General features: G+C 64.4%; 16 protein-coding genes. 10 read left to right on the top strand and 6 right to left on the bottom strand.

The window, feature by feature from the left end:
* Position 1: 1 nt before the first annotated feature.
* From RFM41_RS14535 to RFM41_RS14525, 3 genes are all read right to left on the bottom strand, one after another.
* Positions 2–2,188 (bottom strand): alpha-ketoacid dehydrogenase subunit alpha/beta, encoded by a 2,187-nt coding sequence (locus tag RFM41_RS14535; protein ID WP_320249680.1) that lies wholly within the window; start codon positions 2,186–2,188, stop codon positions 2–4.
* Positions 2,189–2,360: 172 nt separating this feature from the next.
* Positions 2,361–3,482 carry an NAD(P)/FAD-dependent oxidoreductase gene (locus RFM41_RS14530; RefSeq protein WP_320249678.1) on the bottom strand — a complete coding sequence of 374 codons (1,122 nt, stop codon included), beginning with the start codon at positions 3,480–3,482 and terminating at the stop codon, positions 2,361–2,363.
* Positions 3,483–3,484: 2 nt separating this feature from the next.
* Positions 3,485–4,174 (bottom strand): GntR family transcriptional regulator, encoded by a 690-nt coding sequence (locus RFM41_RS14525; RefSeq protein ID WP_320249675.1) that lies wholly within the window; start codon positions 4,172–4,174, stop codon positions 3,485–3,487.
* Between the two features lie 163 nt (positions 4,175–4,337).
* On the opposite strand from RFM41_RS14525, the gene RFM41_RS14520 reads away from it, so the two are divergent.
* The 8 genes from RFM41_RS14520 (at position 4,338) to RFM41_RS14485 (ending at position 15,709) form a co-directional block, all read left to right on the top strand.
* Positions 4,338–5,714: an aspartate aminotransferase family protein gene (locus RFM41_RS14520; protein ID WP_320249672.1), complete on the top strand. Its 1,377-nt coding sequence runs from the start codon at positions 4,338–4,340 to the stop codon at positions 5,712–5,714.
* A gap of 251 nt (positions 5,715–5,965) precedes the next feature.
* Positions 5,966–7,024 carry a TMAO reductase system periplasmic protein TorT gene (torT, locus tag RFM41_RS14515; protein WP_320249669.1) on the top strand — a complete coding sequence of 353 codons (1,059 nt, stop codon included), beginning with the start codon at positions 5,966–5,968 and terminating at the stop codon, positions 7,022–7,024.
* A 163-nt stretch (positions 7,025–7,187) separates the two neighbouring features.
* Positions 7,188–8,675, top strand: coding sequence for a sugar ABC transporter ATP-binding protein (locus tag RFM41_RS14510; RefSeq protein ID WP_320249667.1), 1,488 nt, complete (start codon positions 7,188–7,190; stop codon positions 8,673–8,675).
* The gene (locus RFM41_RS14505) at positions 8,672–9,697 is read left to right on the top strand and encodes an ABC transporter permease (RefSeq protein WP_320249664.1); all 1,026 of its coding nucleotides are present in this window, start codon (positions 8,672–8,674) and stop codon (positions 9,695–9,697) included. The genes RFM41_RS14510 and RFM41_RS14505 overlap by 4 nt, the downstream gene beginning before the upstream one ends.
* Positions 9,694–10,683, top strand: a complete 990-nt coding sequence (locus RFM41_RS14500; protein ID WP_320249661.1) for an ABC transporter permease — start codon at positions 9,694–9,696, stop codon at positions 10,681–10,683. The genes RFM41_RS14505 and RFM41_RS14500 overlap by 4 nt, the downstream gene beginning before the upstream one ends.
* 26 nt (positions 10,684–10,709) lie before the next feature.
* Entirely contained in the window at positions 10,710–12,770 is a 2,061-nt protein-coding gene (locus RFM41_RS14495) for a hydantoinase/oxoprolinase family protein (RefSeq protein ID WP_320249658.1), read from the top strand.
* A gap of 26 nt (positions 12,771–12,796) precedes the next feature.
* Positions 12,797–14,590, top strand: a complete 1,794-nt coding sequence (locus RFM41_RS14490; protein WP_320249655.1) for a hydantoinase B/oxoprolinase family protein — start codon at positions 12,797–12,799, stop codon at positions 14,588–14,590.
* A 210-nt stretch (positions 14,591–14,800) separates the two neighbouring features.
* Positions 14,801–15,709, top strand: coding sequence for a DMT family transporter (locus tag RFM41_RS14485; RefSeq protein WP_320249652.1), 909 nt, complete (start codon positions 14,801–14,803; stop codon positions 15,707–15,709).
* A gap of 254 nt (positions 15,710–15,963) precedes the next feature.
* On the opposite strand, the gene RFM41_RS14480 is transcribed toward RFM41_RS14485, so the two are convergent.
* Positions 15,964–17,067: an AraC family transcriptional regulator gene (locus RFM41_RS14480; protein WP_320249649.1), complete on the bottom strand. Its 1,104-nt coding sequence runs from the start codon at positions 17,065–17,067 to the stop codon at positions 15,964–15,966.
* A 125-nt stretch (positions 17,068–17,192) separates the two neighbouring features.
* Here RFM41_RS14480 and RFM41_RS14475 point away from each other — a divergent pair, with 125 nt between their 5' ends.
* Both RFM41_RS14475 and RFM41_RS14470 read left to right on the top strand, forming a co-directional pair.
* On the top strand, positions 17,193–18,266 hold the full coding sequence (locus tag RFM41_RS14475) for a class I SAM-dependent methyltransferase (protein WP_320250141.1): 1,074 nt from the start codon (positions 17,193–17,195) through the stop codon (positions 18,264–18,266).
* Between the two features lie 127 nt (positions 18,267–18,393).
* Positions 18,394–18,762, top strand: coding sequence for a monooxygenase (locus RFM41_RS14470; RefSeq protein WP_320249647.1), 369 nt, complete (start codon positions 18,394–18,396; stop codon positions 18,760–18,762).
* A 118-nt stretch (positions 18,763–18,880) separates the two neighbouring features.
* Here the strand turns inward: RFM41_RS14470 and RFM41_RS14465 are convergent, their stop codons facing one another.
* Both RFM41_RS14465 and RFM41_RS14460 read right to left on the bottom strand, forming a co-directional pair.
* Positions 18,881–19,582 (bottom strand): RraA family protein, encoded by a 702-nt coding sequence (locus RFM41_RS14465; protein ID WP_320249645.1) that lies wholly within the window; start codon positions 19,580–19,582, stop codon positions 18,881–18,883.
* Positions 19,582–20,697: a mannonate dehydratase gene (locus RFM41_RS14460; RefSeq protein WP_320249643.1), complete on the bottom strand. Its 1,116-nt coding sequence runs from the start codon at positions 20,695–20,697 to the stop codon at positions 19,582–19,584. The genes RFM41_RS14465 and RFM41_RS14460 overlap by 1 nt, the downstream gene beginning before the upstream one ends.

Raw genomic sequence — 20,697 nt, 5'->3', positions numbered from 1 at the left:
CTCAGCTCAGCGGCCTACCTTGGTCGGCCATGACCTGGCGCAAGCCGCGATCGATATCGGCGGGGCGCGCGCAAGCGGCGGCCTCGAGTACCTTGGAAATGCTTGGCGAGGCTTCGCCGCCATGCACGCGCTGGACCGGCTGGTCGAGCCAGTCGAAGCAGCGGTTCTGGATCTCGGCGGCGAGCAGGCCGCCATAAGACGTGCCGCGCGCGCCTTGTTCGACCACCAGCACATTGCCGGTCTTGCGTATCGAGGCTTCGATAGCCTGCCAGTCGAGCCCGGCGCGGTCGAGCGAGCGCAGGTCGATGACCTCGGCATCGACGCCGAGGCGTTCAACCGCTTCGAGCACCGGCCGCACCATGGCGAGATAGGTGAGGATGGTCATCGCCGTGCCTTTGCGCACGACCTTGGCCTTGCCGAGCGGGATGAAGTAGTCGAGATCGTCGACCGGCGCCGGGCCGGTGGAATTGTAGAGCTCGACATGCTCGATGACGAGCACCGGATCCTTGCAGCGCAGCGCGCTGTTCATCAGGCCGACATAGTCGAACGGCGTCGAGGGGGCGACGATGCGCCAGCCGGGCGAGGTGGCAAAGATGCCGGCCGGGTCCATGGAGTGCTGCGAACCGTAGCCGGTGCCCATGGCGACCTTGGTGCGCAGCACCAGTGGCACGTCGATATCGCCGCCGAACATGTGGCGGGCCTTACCGATCTGATTGAAGACCTGGTCGGCGGCCACCCACATGAAGTCCGGATACATGAACTCGACGACCGGAAGATAGCGGCCATCCATGGCGATGCCGCCGCCAAGCCCGGTGAAGGCGGCTTCGCTGATCGGCGTGCCGAGCACCCGGTCCGGGAAGGCCGCGGCAAGGCCGCGCGTCGCGCCATTGGTGCCGCCCTTCAGCCGGTGCACATCCTCGCCCATGACGACGATGCGGTCGTCCGTCGCCATGCGCCGCTGCATGACGTTGGCGACCGCGTCGATGAATTTGGCGCTGCCGTCGATCGCGCCACTGAAGGTTTCGAGTTCCTCCGTGCGCTGGCCGGAAAGCTCGGAGAGATCGCCGCGGATGCCGTGATCGCGAAACCCTTCGTCCGGCCAGAGCGCCGGCTTGATACGGTTCTTGCCGTCCGCCTGCTCGACGAGCTCATGGGCGACCTCGGCCATCAGCGCAAGCGAGCGTTCGCGCAGAGCGGCCACGCCCGAGCTGCCGATGATCTGACGCTGTTCCATTTCGCTCGCCAGCCGGTCGAGCGGATCGCGCGCCCGCCACGCCGTTTCCTCGGCCTTGTCGCGATAGCCGAAGGCGCTGCCGGGCAGGGGACCGTTCTGATGGAAGTAACGGTAGACGTCGGCCTCGATGATGGCCGGCCCACCGCCATTGCGCATCAGCTCCATGGCTTCCTTCGTCGCAAGATAGACGGCGAGGGGATCCATGCCGTCGACCTTCCAGGCCGGAATGGCAAAGGCCGATCCGCGCGCCGAGAGGCGGGGCTCGGCGGTCGCTTCCTCGACATGGGTCGAGACGGCATAACGGTTGTTCTCGATGAAGAAGCAGAGCGGCAGCTTCCAGGCTGCGGCGATGTTCATCGTCTCCAGCACCGAGCCGATGTTGACGGCGCCATCGCCGAAATAGGCAAAGGCCACATCGCCCTTGCCGGCGCGCTTGTGCGCCCAGGCTGCGCCCGCGGCCAGCGGCACGCCGCCGCCGACGATGGCATTGGTGCCAAGATTGCCGGCCTCGGCCCAGCGCAGATGCATCGAGCCGCCGCGACCCCGGCAGAAACCCTGCGCGAGACCGAGGATCTCGGCCAGAGATCTTTGCGCCAGGCCGCGAATGGCCGGCGAGAAGTCTTCGGCGGGTGCCAATCCCCTCGGCGCGACATAGCGGATCGACTTGGCGAGGAACTGGTGGTGCGCGCGATGGGATCCATTGATCTGATCGGTCGCGCGCATGAGGGCGGCCGAGCCGACGGCGCCGCCTTCCTGGCCGACTGCGGAATGGGCGGGACCATGCACCAGGCCCTGGCCGGCGAGCTCCAGCACTTTCTCCTCGAAGGCGCGGATGAGATGGGCCGAAACCAGCATCGATTCCAGCGCGGCCGGATCGGCGTCGTCCCAGTCGGCGCGCGTCGTGCGCAGTTCCCGCCAGGGGGCTGATGGGGCCAATGTCGCGTAGTCGGGCATCAGGGCTTCCTGGTGAGGTCGTGGCTATTGGATACGATAACGACGAAAGATGCCGTTTGGAAGGCAAAAATTGCCACTATTAACTATCGTTGGATACATTCAGTGGAATCGCCAGCCTCTCGCCGAGGTGGCGCACGATGCGATCGGCCCTCGATACCGAGGGTCGGCGCCGTCAGTCCGCCTCAGGCGCAAGGATGCGCGTCACCTGTTCGGCAATCGCCAGGCTGGAGGTCAGGCCGGGGCTTTCGATGCCGAAGAGATTGACTAGGCCGGCGCTTCCATGGGTCGCCGCATCCTGGATGACAAAGTCGCTGTTGGCCTCGCCCGGGCCGGAGAGTTTCGGCCGAATGCCGCTATAGGCCGGCTGCAGGCTGTCGTCGGCCAGATCGGGCCAGTATTGGCGGATCGCATCGTAGAAGCGTTTGCCGCGCGCCGGATCGACGCGGTAGTCGAGCGTGTCCGTCCATTCGACGTCGGGCCCGAACCGAGCCGTGCCGCCGAGATCAAGTGTCAGGTGGACGCCAAGGCCGCCCGGTTCAGGCACGGGGTAGATCAACCGCGAGAAGGGAGCCCGGCCCGCCACCGAAAAGTAATTGCCCTTGGCATAGCGAAGCGTCGGCAAAAACCGCTGGTCGAAGCCTTCGAGCGAGCCCGCCAGCGCAACGGCGCCAAGGCCGGTCGCGTTGATGAAGCGCGCCGTGGCGATCTCGAAACCCTCGCCGCTCGCCGTGTCCATCGTCTGGAGCACGATGCGGCCGGCATCGATGCGGCCCGAAGCGATGCGCGTGTTGAGCGACAGAATCGCGCCGTTTTCCTCGGCGTCGCCGAGCAAGGCGAGCATGAGCGCGTGGCTGTCGATGATACCGGTGGAGGGCGAGAGCAGCGCCTTGGTGCAATGAAGCGCCGGCTCCAGGTTCTGCGCCTCGGCGGCGGAAATGAAGCGCAGATCGTCCACGCCGCAGGCCGCTGCGCCGTCCCGGATCGTGGCAAGCACGGGCTCCTGGGCCGCGTCGGTCGCGACGATCAGCTTGCCCGAGCGGCGATGCGGGATCGCGCGTTCCGCGCAGTAGCGGTAGAGCATGTCGCGGCCGGCGACGCAGAGCCGGGCCTTCAGCGACCCTTGCGGATAATAGATGCCGGCATGGATCACTTCCGAATTGCGCGAGCTGGTTTCGGTGCCGATGGCATCCGCGGCCTCAAGGATCAGCGTGTCCAGGCCGCGTGCGGCCATCTTGCGCGCAATTGCAAGACCGACGACGCCGGCGCCGGCGACGATGCAGTCGACCTGTTCCATGCTCAGCCCGCCTTGGCCGTGTCGGCGGCGCGCCTGCCGAGCAGCCGTTCGAGAATCACGTTTCCACCCTCGGTGATGTCGGCGATGATCGCACGTTCGGCGGCATCGGCATCCCCCTTTTCGATCGCGGCAAACACCGCGTGGTGATTGTCGATCATGGCGCGTCCGCCTTCATGGTAGGATTCCGCGATCAGCGGGCCCATCTGCAGCCACAGCCGGTTGAGGATGCCGCGCAGGACCACCATGTCGCCGATGTCGGCGAGCGCGAAGTGGAAGGTCTGGTTGAGCTCCAGCGCTTCGGTCCAGTTCCTGTCGGCAATCGCGCGCTCGTTGCGGGCGATCAGATCGCGCAGCCGCTCGATATCCCTGGTCGTCGCCTTGAGCGCAGCCTCACGCGCGGCAAGACCTTCGAGCTTCAGCCTGATCTGACGGATCTCGCGATAGCGTTCCAGCGTGATGATGGGGACGCGCACCTCACGCACCGATTTCTGCACCAGCGCCTCGTCCTGGATCAGGCGCAGGATCGCGTCGCGGACCGGCGTGACGCTGGTTCCAAGCGACTGGGCGAGGTCGCGGATGGTCAGCCTGGCATCCGGCGCAAAGCGCCCCTTGATCAGCGCCTCGGCGACGCGCGCATAGACGGTCTCGCCGAGATTTTCGCGCTCGAGCGTCTCGAAGCTGAAGCCCGTCATGCCGTTTTCCGTCCCCGGTTCAGTCATCGCCCAAAGGGGCTTGACAGTATATCTTATAAGAAACATGATGCATCAAACAGCACAATGCAAGAGGGAACTGCGGACCCTTTGAAGAGGGGAAGCAGGGCAGTTCCCGCTTGGACGCCTGCAGACAGGAGCCATGATGGACGCCCGACCGAATTCCCCCGAAGCCCGCGATATCCGCTACCACCTGCATGGCTACACCAACGCCCGCAAGCATCAGGAAACCGGGCCGCTGGTGATCGAAAAGGGCGATGGCGTCTATGTCGAGGACATCGCCGGCAATCGCTACATCGAGGCGATGGCGGGCCTGTGGAGCGTCGCCGTCGGCTTCTCGGAAAAGCGGCTGGTGGACGCCGCGACAAGGCAGATGTCGAAGCTGCCCTTCTATCACGATTTCGGCTCGAAGGCGCATTCGCCGCTGATCGACCTCGCCGAGAAGCTGGTGCAGATGGCGCCGGTGCCGATGAGCAAGGCCTATTTCACCAACTCCGGTTCAGAGGCCAACGATACCGCGATCAAGATGATCTGGTACCGGTCGAACGCGCTCGGCCAGCCGGCGCGCAAGAAGATCATCAGCCGCAAGCGCGGCTACCACGGCGTCACCATCGCCTCGGCGAGCCTGACCGGGTTGCCCAACAACCATCTCTCCTTCGACCTGCCGATCGCCAACATCCTGCACACCTCGACGCCGCATCATTGGCGCGACGCCGAGTCCGGCGAGAGCGAGGAACAGTTCTCCGCGCGGCTTGCCGATGACCTGGAAAAGCTCATCCTCGCCGAGGGGCCCGAAACAATCGCCGCCTTCATCGGCGAGCCGATCATGGGCGCCGGCGGCGTCGTCGTTCCGCCTGCCGGCTACTGGGAAAAGATCCAGGCGGTGCTGGCGAAATACGACATCCTCTTGGTGGCCGACGAGGTGATCTGCGGTTTTGGCCGCACCGGCGAGATGTTCGGCTCGCAGACCTTCGGCATCAAGCCCGACATCATGGTGCTGTCGAAGCAGATTTCGTCCTCTTACCTGCCGATCTCGGCGCTGATTATCAACGACAAGGTGTTCGAGCCGATCGCCGACGAGAGCGACCGCATCGGCACGTTCGGCCACGGCTTCACCGGCGGCGGTCATCCGGTCGCTGCGGCGGTCGCGCTGGAAAACATCAAGCTGATCGAGGAGCGCGACCTCGTCGGCAATGCGCGCAAGGTCGGCGCGCATCTGCAGGCTCGGTTGCGCAAGCTCGCCTCGCATCCGCTGGTGGGCGAGGTGCGCGGCGTCGGTCTCATCGCCGCCGTCGAGCTCGTCGCCGACAAGGCGACGAAGGCGCCCTGGGGCAAGCCGGCGGCGCTCGGCGCGCTGGTCAACGGCTTCCTGCAGCAGAACGGCGTCATCTCGCGCAACATGGGCGACGCCATCGCCTTCTGCCCGCCGCTGATCATCACCGAGGCGCAGGTCGACGCTCTGGTCGATGCGTTCGAGCGGTCGCTCGACGCCGCGTTGCCGCAGGTTCGGGCTCAGGGCTGAACCCTGGCTACCGCAGTCGAAGCGCCTTGCCGGGTGAAGGGCTCATCGCGCATTGACACATAAGATATAAGATGTAAGTTGTTACAAGCGAGATGAATGGATACATTTATACGAAATTCCCGCTTTGACGTTTGAAATGCCAACGAAGAAGTGGCAGATTGGATACAAAACTGAGGAATCGGGCTTAACCGATCGATTGAGTAGACAACTCCAAGCCCTCGCAGGGCAGCTTGTTCAAATGGGAGACCGATATGAGTGGATTGAAGAAGACACTGGCTTTGGCGCTGTCGGCGACGGTGCTGTCGGCCGGCATGGCGCATGCCGCCGACTGGTGGCCGTTCAAGATCGCTTCGGCGAAGGATGGCGACCTCAAGAAGGTGGGGGAGATCGAGTACAAGCCGCTCGACAAGGCCGAGAAGCCCTGGAAGCTCTGTGTACTCTTCCCGCATCTGCAGGACAGCTATTGGGTTTCGGTGGACTATGGCATCGTCGAGGAAGCGAAGCGTCTTGGCGTCAAGGTGACTGTGCTGCAGGCGGGTGGATACACCGCGCTGCCGAAGCAGATCTCGCAATATGACGACTGCGTCGCCTCGGGCGCCGACGCCATCCTGATCTCGGCGATCTCGGAAGCCGGCGTGGCCGCCAAGATCAACGAAGGCATGGGCAAGGGCATCGTCAACATCGCCGTCGCCAATCCGATCCTGGAGACACCGATCACCGCCCGCATCACGCCCGACTTCTATCAGAAGGGTTTTCAGACCGGCGAATATGTGAAGAAATATCTCGGCGACAAGCAGGGCACAGCCGTGGCGTTCCCTGGACCGCAGGGCAGCGGCTGGGCCGAGACCTACATGAACGGCTTCCGCGACAGCACCAAGGCCGGCAACATCAAGCTGGTCGGCGAGATGTTCGGCGAGGCCAGCGTGCCGGCGCAGCTCAAATTGGTCGAAGACGCATTGCAGACCCATCCCGACGTCAACGTGATCTGGGGTGGCGCGCCGACGGCTGAAGCCGCGATCGGCGCCGTGGCCGACGCCGGCCTGAGCAACGTCACCATCATGTCCTCCTATGAGAACCAGACCATGCTGAAGGCCGTCAAGGACGGCTCGGTGCTGGGCTTCGCCACGGAATACCCGGTCATCATGGGGCGCATCGGCGTCGACCTCGCGGTGCGCGCGCTGGAGAAGAAGGACCACGAAAAGGTCCTGCTGGTTGCCCCCGGCATCGTCACCAAGGACAATGTCGATAAGATCGACACGACCCAGATCTTCGCGCCGGACAACTGGCGCCCGGTGTTCTCGGTCGAATAGTAACGAGGCCGCTGGCCGCGGCCTTCAGCTTCGCGATCAAATCGCGATCCTCCCGGCCTGACCGCCTTCCAGAAGGCGGTCAGGCGACTTGATGCAATTCCGGGGCGAAACCGCCGCGCAGTTTCCTGGAGTTGCTCCTGCCGGCTTTGGGCCTTTGGACGAGATGCTGGAAGTTACAGGGTTCACCAAGAGATTCCGCGGCATTGCCGCGCTCGACAATGTCGACTTCTCCCTGAACGAGGGCGAGGTCCATGCGTTGCTTGGCGAGAACGGTGCCGGTAAGTCGACGCTCATCAATCTCATTGCCGGCACGTTTCCCTGGGCCGAAGGCGTCTATCGCATCAACGGCCGCACCATCACCAGTCTGACGCCGCAGGTGGCGCAGGAGATCGGCATTGCCGCAGTCTTCCAGGAATTCAGCCTGGTGCCCGACCTTACCGTGGTCGAAAACATCTTCCTTGGCCGGGAGCAGTCGTCCGGCCTTTTCCTGAAACGCAAGCAGATGCGCCAGGCCGCGGCCGAGCTGCTGGACAGTCTGGGCTTCCATCTGCCGCTCGACGAGAAGGTCGCCTTCCTGTCGCGCGCGCAAAAGCAGATGGTCGAGATCGCCAAGGCGCTGCGCATGCGGCCGAAGGTGCTCATCCTCGACGAGCCGACCGCGTCGCTCACCGACGGCGAGGCGGAAAAACTCTTCAACGCCATTGCGCTGCTCAAGGCGCGCGGCGTCGGCATCATCTATGTCTCGCATCGCATGACCGAGATCCGCAATCTTTCCGACCGCGTTACCGTGCTGCGCGGCGGCAAAAAGATCGGCACGGTGGTCACCGCCGAGATTTCGGACGAGGGGCTGATCGAGATGATGGTCGGTCGTCCCGTCGAACAACTGTTCCCGAAGATCGAGCACAGGCCCGGCGAGGTCAGGCTCGAGGTGCGCGATCTCACGACGCAGAAGCACTCCGTCATCGGCGCTTCCTTCACCGCGCGTGCGGGCGAGGTGGTCGGTCTTGCCGGCCTTGTCGGCTGCGGGCGCAGCGAGCTCTGCCGTGCCGTCTTCGGCCTGGAGACGATCGAGGCGGGCACGATCAGCCTGGGCGACAAGCCGGTCGAGCGGCCGACGCCGGCGTCGATGCTTGCCGCCAATGTCTGCTACTTCCCGGCCGATCGCGGGTCGGAAGGCCTGGCGCTGGCGCGTTCGGCGCGTGAGAACGCGACCATGAGCTCGCTCGACCTGCCGCAACTGTCGTCCGGGCCGGTGCTGAAGTTCTGGCGCGAGAACGAGGTGATCAGGGGACCGCTCGGCAATCTCGCGCTGAGACCGATGGCACCCGAGCGCAAGGCGTCCGCTTTCTCCGGCGGCAACCAGCAGAAGCTGATGTTGGCGCGCGGGCTGATGAAGCCGTTCGATGTCTATCTGTTCGACGAGCCCACCGTCGGCATCGATGTCGGCGCCAAGGCCGACGTCTACAATCTCATCAAGTCCCTGGTCGAGGCCGGCGCCTCGGTCGTCGTCTCGACGTCCGAATTGCCGGAGCTGATCAATCTCGCCTCGCGTGTCTATGTCATGCATGAAGGCAAAATCGTCGCCGAGCTTGCCCAGCACGAGCTCAGCGAAGCGCAGGTGCTGTCGCATTATTTCGGAGGGCGCGCATGAGTTCGGAGACGGCGACCATCACCGCCGCCAATGCGCCGACGCATCGCGCGAGCCGGCTCGACCGTTTTCTCATGCAAGGCGGCATCGTCATCACCTTCCTGGTCGTGGCGGTGGTCGCGACGGCGCTGATCGAGCCGCGCTTCCTCAACCGGCTCAACCTGCTCAACGTCATGCGCAATTTCGCGCTGTTGCTCATCCCGTCGCTGGCACAGATGCTGGTGATGACGGCCGGCGGCTTCGACCTGTCGGTCGGTGCGGTGGTGGCGGCGACCTCGGTGGTGACGGCCGCGGTGATGCTGGTCGGCAGTGGCTATTTTCCCGGCATGGAACTGGCCCTCATCATCGCCTCGCTGGTGATTGCTCTCGGTGTCGGGGCGCTTGTCGGGCTCGTCAATGCCGGTCTGGTTTCGGCCTTCTCGCTCTCGCCCTTCATGGTGACGTTGGCGATGATGTCGGTGCTGATGGGCATCGCGCTCTATTTCACGCAAGGCATCCCGATCTATGGCGTGGCCGATTCCTTCATCGCCAATGTCGGACGCGGCCAGTTCCTGAGCCTGCCGATCGTGCTTTGGGTGGCGCTCGGCGTCCTTGCCGCCTGTATCGTCATGCAGCGTTTCACCGCGCTCGGCCGCCATATCTATGCGGTGGGCAGCGACCAGCGTTCGGCGCGCCTGTCGGGCGTTGCCACAGGCCGCACGCTGATTGCGGCCTATATGCTCGCCGGCTTGCTCGCCGCGCTCACCGGCTTCCTGATGACGTCGCGGCTCGGCTCCGGCCAATCCACCATCGGCGGGACGCTGGCGCTCGAAACCATCGCCGCCGCAGTGATCGGCGGCGTGTCGCTGCGCGGCGGTGTCGGCCGCGCCGAACTGGTGGCGCTGGCGGCGCTGTTCCTGTCGGTGATCGCCAACGCCATGAACCTGGTGCAGGTCGACAGCAAATATCAAACGCTGGTGCTTGGCGCGGTGCTGATCGTGGCTTTGGCCATTGAACGGCTTCTGTTGAGAAAGCGGCAGGCATGAGCACGGAGGCCAAGACACAACCGATGGCCAAGCCTTCCGGCCTCTCGCTGAAAGAGATCCTGCGCGCCGCGCGCCTGCCGATCGCCATTGTCGTGGTGCTTGTCCTGTTTGGCCTGGTCGAGCCGCGCGTGCTTTCCTTCGGCAATTTCCGCAACATCGCGCTGCAGGCGAGCTACCTCGCCATCTTCGCGATGGCGCAGACCATGGTGCTTCTGACCCGCGGCTTCGATCTGTCGCTGGGCTATACCGTGTCGCTGGTCAGCGTCGCCGCCTCGATGGCGATGGTGGCGATGGGCGGCGGCGACGTTTCGATCCTCTATGGCGTCGGCGCGGCGGTGCTGATCGCCGGCGCGATCGGCCTCGCCAATGGCCTCCTCATTGCCGGCATCGGCATCAATCCGCTGGTGACGACGCTCGGCATGGCCAACATGGTGCTGGCACTTGCCTCGACGATCAGCGGCGGCTTTCCGGTCACCGGCCTGCCGAAGAGCCTCACCGCCGAATTCGCGGAGGGCTCGCTGCTCGCCATCCCGATGCCGATCTGGATCGCCGCGCTGGTATTCGTGCTTCTTTTCCTGACGCTCAAGGCGACGCGCTTCGGCCGAAGCCTCTACATCATCGGCGCCAATCCCAAGGCGGCGGTGGCGGCAGGCATCCGCACCATGCCGGTGCTGGTGCTGGCTTACATGCTTTGCGCGTTGCTGGCAGCGCTCGGCGCGCTTTTGCTCACCGCGCGCACGGGCTCGGGCGAGCCGAACCTCGGCGGCAATCTCACGCTGGAAGCCATCGCGGCGGCCGTCGTCGGCGGCGTTCGGCTGTCGGGCGGGGAGGGCGGCGTGGGCGCTGCCGTGCTCGGCGCGCTGTTCGTCACCGTGCTCTCCAACGGCATGAACCTGGTGCAGATCGACGGCTATCTGCAGCAGATCTGCCTGGGCGTCATCATCATCGTCAGCCTGATCGTCAATCGCGACGAAGCCAGGCGCTGATACTCCAACCTCTTCGGGAAGCTCGTATGGCCTATCAAGTTTGCATCGACATCGGCGGCACCTTCACCGATTGCCTCGTCTCGAACAGCAAGGGCGAGATCGCGATCTTCAAGTCGCCGACGACGCCAGGCGAATTCGAGAAAGGTTTCATCAACGTGCTGCATGTCGCGGCCGAGGGCTATGGCCTGAGCGGCGCCGACTTCATGAGAGAGATCGACCTCATCGTGCACGGTTCGACAGTCTCCACCAACGCGCTGGTGGAACGCAAGACGGTCAAGGTCGGCCTTATCCTGACCGCTGGCCACCAGGACATCCTTGTGCTGCGCGAAGGTCCGCGAAAAGGCGCTTTCCAGTGGCGGCTGAACTATCCCGATCCCTATGTGCCGCGCCATCTCACCAAGACGGTCGCCGGCCGCATCGATGCGCGCGGCCGCGAATTGGCGCCGCTGTCGCTGGACGACGTGCGCAAGGCCGCCGCCGAATTCCGCGGCCTCGGGGTCGAGGCGATCGCCGTCGGCCTGCTATGGTCGGTGGTCAACCCGGCGCATGAGCTTGTCGTGCGGGAGATTCTGGAGAAAGAGCTGCCGGGCATTCCGGTGACGCTCAGCCACGAGATCAACCCGATGCCACGCGAATACAAGCGCATCATCGCGGCCGCGATCGACGCTTCGATCAACCCGATCGTGCGCACTTATATCGAGAAGCTGAAGACCGCGCTCGACGAGGAAGGTTTCGAGGGCGAACTGCTGCTTGCCAATTGCGTCGGCGGCATGATGCCGCTGGCCGACATGATCCGGAAGCCCATCTACAGCGTCATGTCCGGCCCGACGCTGGCGCCGATGGCGGCGCTGGCGCTTTCCGACGAGCCCGATATCATCGTCGGCGACATGGGCGGCACGACCTTCGACGTCTCGGCGCTGCGCGACCACCAGATCATCGTCACGCCCGACAGCATGATCCATGACGATTCGCTCGGCATTCCCAAGGTCGACGTGCGCTCGGTCGGTGCCGGCGGCGGCTCGATCGCCTTCGTCGACGAAGGCGGGTTGCTGCAGGTCGGTCCGCGCAGCGCCGGCGCACGGCCGGGTCCTGCCTGCTACGGCCAGGGCGGCACCGAGCCGACGGTGACTGACGCCAATGTCGTGCTCGGCATCGTCGATCCGGATTACTTCCTGGGCGGCAAGATGCAGCTTAAGCGTGAACTGGCTGAGGCTGCGGTCGACAAGATCGCCGCGCGGCTCGGTGTTTCACGCGAGGAGGCGGCGTACGCCATCTACACCACCAGCAACCACAACATGGTGGCGGCGATCGAGGAGATCACCGTGCGCGAAGGCATCAACCCACGCGACTCTTTCTTCGTCTGCGGCGGCGGCGCCACCGCCATCCACATCGCCGAGATGGCCGACATCCTGGGCCTCAAGCGCTACATGGTGCCGCGTTTCATGGCAGGCCTCAGCGCCTTTGGCGGCCTGATCTCCGACATCCGCTCGGAAGAAAGCGCGGTGCTGCTCACTTCCGATGCCGATTTCAACGTCGGCGGCGTCAACGATGCGCTGGCGCGCCTCAAGCAGGCCGGCAACAACTTCCTCGCTGAGGCCGGCGTTATGCCAGAGAACCGCCAGTTCGAGTTCTCCTTCCTTGGCCGCTATGAATACCAGTCCTTCGAGATCGAGGTGCCGTTCGAAGCTGAGGACGGGATCGTGTCGGAGGACGATCTTCCGGGTCTGGTCGAGGCCTTCCACAAGATGCATGAGCGCATCTATTCGATCCGCGCCGACAATGACGTCGTCGAGTTCACGGCCTGGAAGCTGCGCGCCATCGGCAAGCGCTCGGGCCAGGACATCTGGCAGAAGAACACGCTGCCCGACCAGGTCGGAGCGATCGACCTGAAGGCCAGGCGCGGCATCTACCAGCAGGAGAGCGGGCGCGTCGAAACGGTGCCGGTCTACGAACTTGCGCAGTTACGCGCGGGCGCGCAGCTTGCCGGCCCGTGCCTGGTCGAGGCCGAGACCTTCACCGCCTATCTCAAGGACCAGCATCAGGGCCAGATCGACCGTTACGGCAATCTCGTCGTCAACATCGCCTAGTCATATCTACACAAGGGAACGATCCTATGGACTCCATCAACAGGCTCGAGCTCGACGTCGCGGACCGGCGGGTCGACCCCTTCCTGATGTCGGTTCTGAAAAGCCGCTTCGAGGCGATCGTGCGCGAGATGACCTTGGTCGTCATGCGCGCCAGCCGCTCGGCGGTGATCAAGAACGCGCGCGACTTCTCCTGCGCCATCCTGACCTACGATCACAGGCTGGTCTCGGTCGAGGATGCGCTGCCGATCCACGTCATGTCGATGGACATGGCGACGCGGCCGCTGACCGACTTGTTCGACGATATCACGCAGGGCGACATCTTCCTCAACAACTGCCCCTACACCGGCGGCACACACCATGCCGACCTGATCATGGCGATGCCGGTGTTCTTCGAGGGCGAGCCGCTGTTCTGGGTCGTGGCGCTGTCGCACCACGCCGACACCGGCGCGCCGGTGCCCTCGACCTATCTGCCCTTCGCCAAGAACATCTTCGAGGAGGGCATGCATTTCCCTTGCGTGCGCGTCGCGCAGAATTACGAGGAGAAGAAGGACATCCTGCGCATCGGCACGATGCGCAACCGCGTGCCGGACATGTGGCTGGGCGACGTGCGCGCGCAGATCGGCGCCTGCCGCACCGGCGAAAGGCGTATCGGCGAATTGTTCGCGCGCTACGGCCGCGACACGATCCTGGGCTTCGTCGAGGACTGGTTCGACTATGGCGCGCGCTGCGCCAAGGCGGCGATCGCCAAGCTGCCGGCCGGCAGCTACAGCTACGAGACCCGCCATGACCCGGTGCCCGGCGTCGCTGACGAAGGCATTCCGGTCAAAGTGACGATCAATGTCTATCCGGAAAAGGGGGAGATCGTCGTCGACGCGCGCGACAACATCGACAATGTGCCGGGCGGCCTCAACCTGTCGGAAAACACCGCAACCGGCTCCTGCCGCATAGGCGTCTTCAACAATCTCGACGAAAGCATCCCACACAATGAGGGCGCGAAGTCGCAGATCAAGGTGCTGTTGCGCGAAGGCAGCGCCATCGGCAAGCCGAAATATCCGGTCGGCACCTCGGTCGCCACCACCAATGTCAACGACCGTCTGATGATTGCCGGCAACTGCGTCTTCTCGCGCATGGGCGCGCCTTACGGCCAGGCCGAGAGCGGCTCGCATCTGCCGGCGGGTGTTGGCGTCATCTCCGGCGAGGATCCGTTCAAGCATGGCAAGTCCTATGTCAACCAGGTCTTCGTCGGCTATGCCGGCGGCGGCGCCCGCCATGGCTTCGACGGCTGGCTGACCTATTGCGGCCCGGCCAATGCCGGCCTGATCCAGCTCGACTCGGTCGAGGTCGACGAGTCGATGTATCCGATCGTCATCGAGCGCCGCGGCGTGCTGCCTGGGTCGCAGGGTTTCGGCGAATTCGAGGGCGCGCCGGCGACCGGCGGCGTCTTCTATCCGCTCGACCACGACATGACGATCGTCTATGCGGCCGACGGCACCAGCTTCCCCCCGCGCGGCGTGCTGGGCGGCGGCGATGGCAAGGAAAGCGAGACGATCAAGCTCCGGGCCGGTGAGAAGATCGTGCTGCCGGCCTTCAGCGAAGAGACGATCGAGGATGGCGCCCGTATCGAGTTCACTGCCTGCGGCGGCGGCGGATACGGCGATCCGCTGAAGCGCGATCCGAGGCGGGTCGCGGCGACCGTCAATCGCGGCTGGCTGAGCCGCGAGGATGCCGAGTCGGTCTACAAGGTGGTTCTGGTCGATGCCGACGAGCCTGGCCTGCTCAAGGTCGACGAAACCCGTACAGCCGCCCTCAGGAAGGTTTGACGCCGATAGAGCGTTTCACCGTTTCACGGAAACGGCGAACCGCTCTATCCCTTTGTTTTTACGCAATTCTGGACGGAAGGCTACGGCCAAGCCGCCGAGGCCAACCGCTCACACTTTTCCTGGAATTGCTCTAGGCGCGGAACAGGTCCGCAAGAGACCTCGAATTCCGGACTATTGATTGGAGAGGGAGCGCCTGCCCGGCGATGTGCCATGCGTGACGATCGACCTGCGCCGGGCAGCGGCCTGTTGCCGACGGACGCTGTTCTTCTTCTCCTGGCGGCAGCGATCTATGGCGGCATCTTTCCGGTCAACCGGCTGGCCGCCGAAACGCAATGGCCGCCTGTGGGCTTCGCTTTCGCCCAATCGCTTGCGGCAGGCGTGATCCTGGCTCTGGCGGCAGTAGCCGGCGGTCGGTTTGCCGTCACCGCCGGGCAGGTGCGCACATACCTCATCATAGGCGGTCTGGTGGTTGGCCTGCCGATCGGCATCCTGGTCTCGGCCGCTCCGCATGTCGACGCCTCGGTGCTGACCCTAGTGCTCTGCCTTTCTCCGCTGTTCACCCTCGCCATTGGCACGCTGGCGGGCATCGATCGCTTCGATAGGCGTACTTTCGCCGGCATGCTGCTCGGCGTGGCCGGCGTGGCTGTCCTCGCGCTGCCCGATGCGGGCGCTGTGAGGTCGGACGGCATCGTCTGGTTCCTGGTGGCGCTCATCGCCCCGGTGATGTTTGCGGGCGCCAATAATTGCGCCAAATGGCTGCGTCCCGAAGGTGCGTCCTCCTTGATGATGGCGGCCGGAACGCTGCTGGGAGGGGCCGTGGTTGCCGGCGTCGTCATGCTTGCGCTCGGCGGGGCGGTGTTGCCTTCCGAGTGGACGGGCAGGACCCTGATGCCGCTCGCTCTCGCCACGACGATCAATGCCGTCTTCTTCGTCCTGTTCTTCGAGCTGGTCGCTCGGATGGGACCTGCGCGCTTTTCGATCTTCAACTATCTGGCCGTTGCCGCCGGCATTCTCTGGAGCCTGGCCGTCTTCGACGAACGACCGACCGCCTCGTTCTGGTTGGCCCTGCTCCTGATGCTTGCAGCCATGTACCTGGTGCTGTCGCGCAAGCCAGACTGACCATTGCCGTTTACCCAACCGTGCGCTGCCTAGGACGCTTCACCGTTTCATGGAAACGGCGAAACGCCCTATCTCTTTGTTTTTACGCAATTCCGGACGGAAGGCTACGGCCAAGCCGCCGAGCCCAACCGCTCACACTTTTCCTGGAATTGCTCTAGGCTTGCTCGCGCAGATAGTGTCGAACGGACCCGACAAGCCTCAGGCCTGTCGACGCGGTGCTCGAACTCGAGACCCCAAGGCCAGTGGTTCAAAATCTATTCGGTGGCGGACGGCTCTGATTTCCTGGCCATTGCGGCTGTGGAACGAGCCGCCCGCAAGCGGCGAAAGTCGCCCGGCGACTGGCCGACCCAGCGTCGGAACGCGTGGTTGAACGCGCTGACTTCGGAGTAGCCGAGGGAAAACGCTATCTCCCCAAGCGCCAGCGTCTCGTTCTCCAGGAGGTTCAGCGCCAGTGTCTTGCGTACGTCGCTTTGAAGTTCGGAGTAGTTCATGTCGGCATCCTTAAGGCGGCGCTGCAGCGTCCGCACCGAGGTGCCTGTCGCCTTGGCGAGGTGCTCGATGCCCGTTTCGCCCTTGACCAGCAGGCGGGCGATCTCGCGCCGCAGCTGCTCGATCTCACCGCGCTGGTCCGGCAAAGCGGCGAGTCGAAGATCGCCGTAGTGGCGCATCAGGCTTTCGATCATGCCGTCGGCCGTCGCCATGGGTCGCCCGAGCAGAGCGGCATCAAACCGGATGCCCGCCCAGGGATGGCCGGCTTGGATGTTGTTGCCCATGATTTCCGTGCGGGTGCGTCGTTCCGCCGGCGTCTCGTCCGCCAATTGCGGCAGCAGGACCTCCTGCGGCGTCCAACGCGGATCGCCGAGCCCGACGCGCATAAGGTTGCATCCGAAGGCGATCGCCCAGTCGACTTTCTGCCGGTAGGCCATCATCAGCGGATCGATGTAATAGGAATACACGAAAGCGATCCCGTCGCTGACTTCCACGCCATGCACAGTCGCGTCGACCATGGTCGGTAAATAACGGCCGACCGTTGCGAAGGCCTCGCCTACCGTGCGCGAAGCTAGGGCTACATTGCCGACGACGCCAGCGTGTCTCGGTTCGTACTGCGCGCCGAACTTCAAGCCGAACTGCCGATCCGGCAGGATATCGGCGCAAATCTCCAGGAGCTCCAGATAGCGGATGAGCGGCACGCGCCGATCCGGGTCGATCAGATCCTCGGCTTCGAGCCCGGCACGGCGCAAGGCTTCGCCCACGTCGGCCCCGCGCGAGCGCATATAGGCATCGAGCCCGTAGACGATGCTCGCCAGATTGATGGTTGGCGTGGCCAGCTTGGCCGCGGCGCGTCTTTCCGTCGTCATTGGCGCGACCTCGCAAGGCTTTGGCGGGGTATATCAAGACGGTCCCCCCTTCTTTGACGAATACCCAGGCGGCACTGAAAGACGGCCGATCGCGGTCGTGTCATTCGAAAAGGAAGGGATCCATCATGACCAAATTTACACCACCGCCTGCGCCGAGCGAAGTCGAAGCTTTCGTCGGCCAGGTTGTCACCGACCTCAGCGCTGCTTTCTCCGGCGTGCTGGTCAATGTCGGCCGCAAACTTGGCCTGTATCAGGCGATGGTTGACCTCGGCACCTGCACGTCGAATTCGCTTTCCGAGGCCACCGGCATCCGCGAGCGCTATGTCCGCGAGTGGCTCGCCAACCAGGCGGCCGGCGGTTATGTCGCCTACGATGCAAACAAGCAGACCTACGCCTTGCCTCCGGCACAGGCGATGGTGCTGGCGCTTGAGCATAGCCCGATCTTCATGGCGCCGGCTTTCGAAGTCGCGGCCTCATTCTGGCTCGACGAAGATCGGATCGTCGAAACCTTCCGCTCAGGCGAAGGGCTGGGTTGGCATGCCCATAACCATCGCCTGTTCTGCGGCACCGAGAGTTTCTTCCGCACGGGCTATCGCACGCATCTGGTCGCCGACTGGCTTCCAGCGCTGGACGGTATCGTCGAGCGCCTGAAGCGCGGCGCCCGGGTCGCCGACATCGGCTGTGGGCACGGCGCCTCCACCATCCTGATGGCGCAGGCATTTCCCAAGTCGAGTTTCGTCGGCCTCGACTATCACCACGGGTCGATCACGACCGCGCGCACCCGCGCGGCCGAGCAGGGCGTGACCGGTAACACCGCGTTCAAGGTCAAGTCCGCAACGGAGTTCGACGAGCGCGACTTCGACCTCATCTGCTTCATGGACTGCTTGCACGATCTGGGTGATCCCGTCGGCGCGCTCACTCGCTGTCGCGGGGCTCTCAAGCCGGATGGCAAGGTGCTGCTGGTCGAGCCTTATGCCGGCGACCGGCTGGAGGAGAACCTGAACCCTATCGGCCGCATGTACTACGCCGCCTCGGCCATGGCCTGCACGCCGAATTCGCTGTCGCAGGAGGTCGGGCTCGGCCTTGGGGCCCAGGCGGGCGAAGAGCGCCTGCGCAAGATTGCGCGGGAGGCCGGGTTTTCCAGCCTGCGCTGCGCCGCCCAGACGCCGGTTAACCTGATCCTTGAACTGACCCCCTGACGAGCGGCGTCGGCAACCCAAATCGATGCGAATCCCTCGGGCCGCGGGCTCGGCATCGCCTCTCCAATTTGATGCTGCTGTTCCGGATAGACGCCATGCCGCTGCTCACTGCCTGAGGTGAATTGATATGTTGACCGCACTCCTGTTTCGTTTTCCTTTCCCCGGTCCCTGGGGAAAGGAACTGACCGAAGCAGCCCACGGGCTCGCCCGTGACATCGCTACAGAGCCGGGGCTCGTCTGGAAGATCTGGCTGGAAGACCGTGCAGCCGGCCATGCTGGCGGGATCTACCTGTTCGAAGAGGCCGCTGCCGCCGAGCGCTATCGCGAGAAGCATGAGCGCCGCCTCTCGGCCATGGGGCTCAGCGGCGTCACGGCAAACGCCTTCTGCGTCAATTCCGAGCTGTCGGTTCTGACAATGGCGGGAGCCGCGCTAGAGCATGATCCCGAAAAGTGGGAACCGGTTTTCGGAAAAGATCATGCTCCAATAAGGAGATAGATCAGGGTGACGATTCAACGAAGCGTCATCCTGATCTAGGGTGCCGGTCATCCATGTCGCCTCAGACATCCGCGCCATGAACTCGCTGGTGGACCCGGCGCGTCTCGGCAATCCCCTGTCACATGATGCCGAAGGTCTTGTAGGCTTCGACTGCGCTCATCCCGTCGCGGATCGCCTTGGCGACGAGCTTTTCGCCGCGGACTTTTTCGAGGGCGAGGCGCACCACCTCTTCCTCGGCTTCAGTTGGGATAACAAGGACGCCTTCCTTGTCGCCGAACAGAAGCGTTCCGGGCTCTATGCGGACGCCCCCGATCTCGAGCGCGCAGCGATAGTCGACGACCTTGCCGCGCACGCCCTGATCCTGCGCGTAAAAGCCGGTGCAGAAGCAGGGAAATCCCAGCGCCTTGATGCCATCCGTATCGCGGGCGAAGCCGTCGACCAGCGCGCCATGCGCGCCAAGGATCTTCGCGCGCGTCGACATCAACTCGCCCCACAGCGCGTAGCGGGGCGAGGCGCCGCTTGCGACGTAGACTTCGCCCGGCTTCAGATCGTCCAGCGCCTCGAACATCAGCCCGAACGGCTTGCTCATCAGCGGGTTCTGCGTCGGTCCGTCGGACGGAAAGATGTCGGTCTCGAGCACCGGCATGGCCCGGCCGAGCAGGCGCGTTTTTTCGTCGACCGGCCTAAACACCGGCGGCAGGAACTGATGCTGCAGCCCGATCGTGTCCATCACGTCGCCGACCACAGCGACGAAGAGCTCCTCCTCGAACAGGCGGTACATTTCGGAGTCGTCGGCATAGAGGCGCGGCGATCTGGTCATCAGGCTTGCATCCGGATGTTGGTGGATTGAATGGTCCGCGAAGGTCCCAGCGCCGCGGCATTCTGCACCAGCGCGCGCATATAGCCGAGCGCGAAGGCCTTGCCGGCATGCCAGGGGGCGTCGCAGGACATTTCCGGTGTATGGTCGGGGATGATGACGCCGTCATAGTTTTCGTCGCGCAGGATGCGGACGATCTCGGCCATGTCGATGTCGCCGTCGTCGACGAAGGTCTCGTGGTAGTTCGGCACCTTGCCGCGCACGTTGCGGAAATGGATGTAGCCGATGCGCCCGCGCCGGGCGAAGCGCCGGACATGTCCGTAAATCTCGTCGGTGCCCGGCATCTCCTGCAGCGAGCCGAGGCAGAGCTCCAGCCCGTTGGAGGGCGACTCGACGATGTCCATCAACCGGTCGTATTTCTCTGGACGGTTGACCAGCCGCGCCGTGCCGCGCAGCGCTTCGGCCGGCGGATCGTCAGGGTGGGCGGCGAGCACGACGCCGGATTCTTCGGCCATCGGAACGACTTCCCGCAGGAAGGCGCCGAGCCGTTGCCAGAGCTCATCGCTGCTCACCCTCACCGGTTCGGCATCCGGCCGGCCGGCGCGGTAGCGCATGTTCCAGACCACGCCGTCGGGCAGCGGCAGGTCGGGGTCGATGGCCGCAAGGTCGAGCCCGACCGACATCGCATCGCCGCGCGCGAAGGGCCCGCGCGACCAGCCCCAGACGCCGGCAATGGAGAAGTTGTAGCCGATGCACGGGATGCCGGCGCGCCCGGCATCGCGGATAAGCCGCTTCAATCCCTCGATCTGCTTTGGCCGATCGGGACCGTCGAGCAGGATGTCGGACCAGAAGCGCGGCGAGAAATTCTCGATCGCGGCGATTTCCAGCCCGTTGTCGCGAACGGTCTTCACCAGGCCGGCGAAGTCCTCATAGTTCCATAGCTCGTCGGTGGAGCAGTCGCCCCAGCCCTCCTTCTCGCTGCCGGCAGACAGGGAAGGATCGCGCCCGCGAAAGTAGTTGGTGAGGTGGGCGACGATGTGTGTGGCGCCCGCCTGGCGGGCGAAGCGGAAATTGTCCGGTGTCAGCGACTCCCGGTAAAGGCCAAGACCGATCTTCAT

It is taken from the genome of Mesorhizobium vachelliae (assembly GCF_033977325.1).
Classification (GTDB): Bacteria; Pseudomonadota; Alphaproteobacteria; order Rhizobiales; family Rhizobiaceae; genus Mesorhizobium; species Mesorhizobium vachelliae.
The sequence above is the reverse complement of the archived record's forward strand: the minus strand, read 5'-3'. Positions and strand labels throughout refer to the sequence as shown.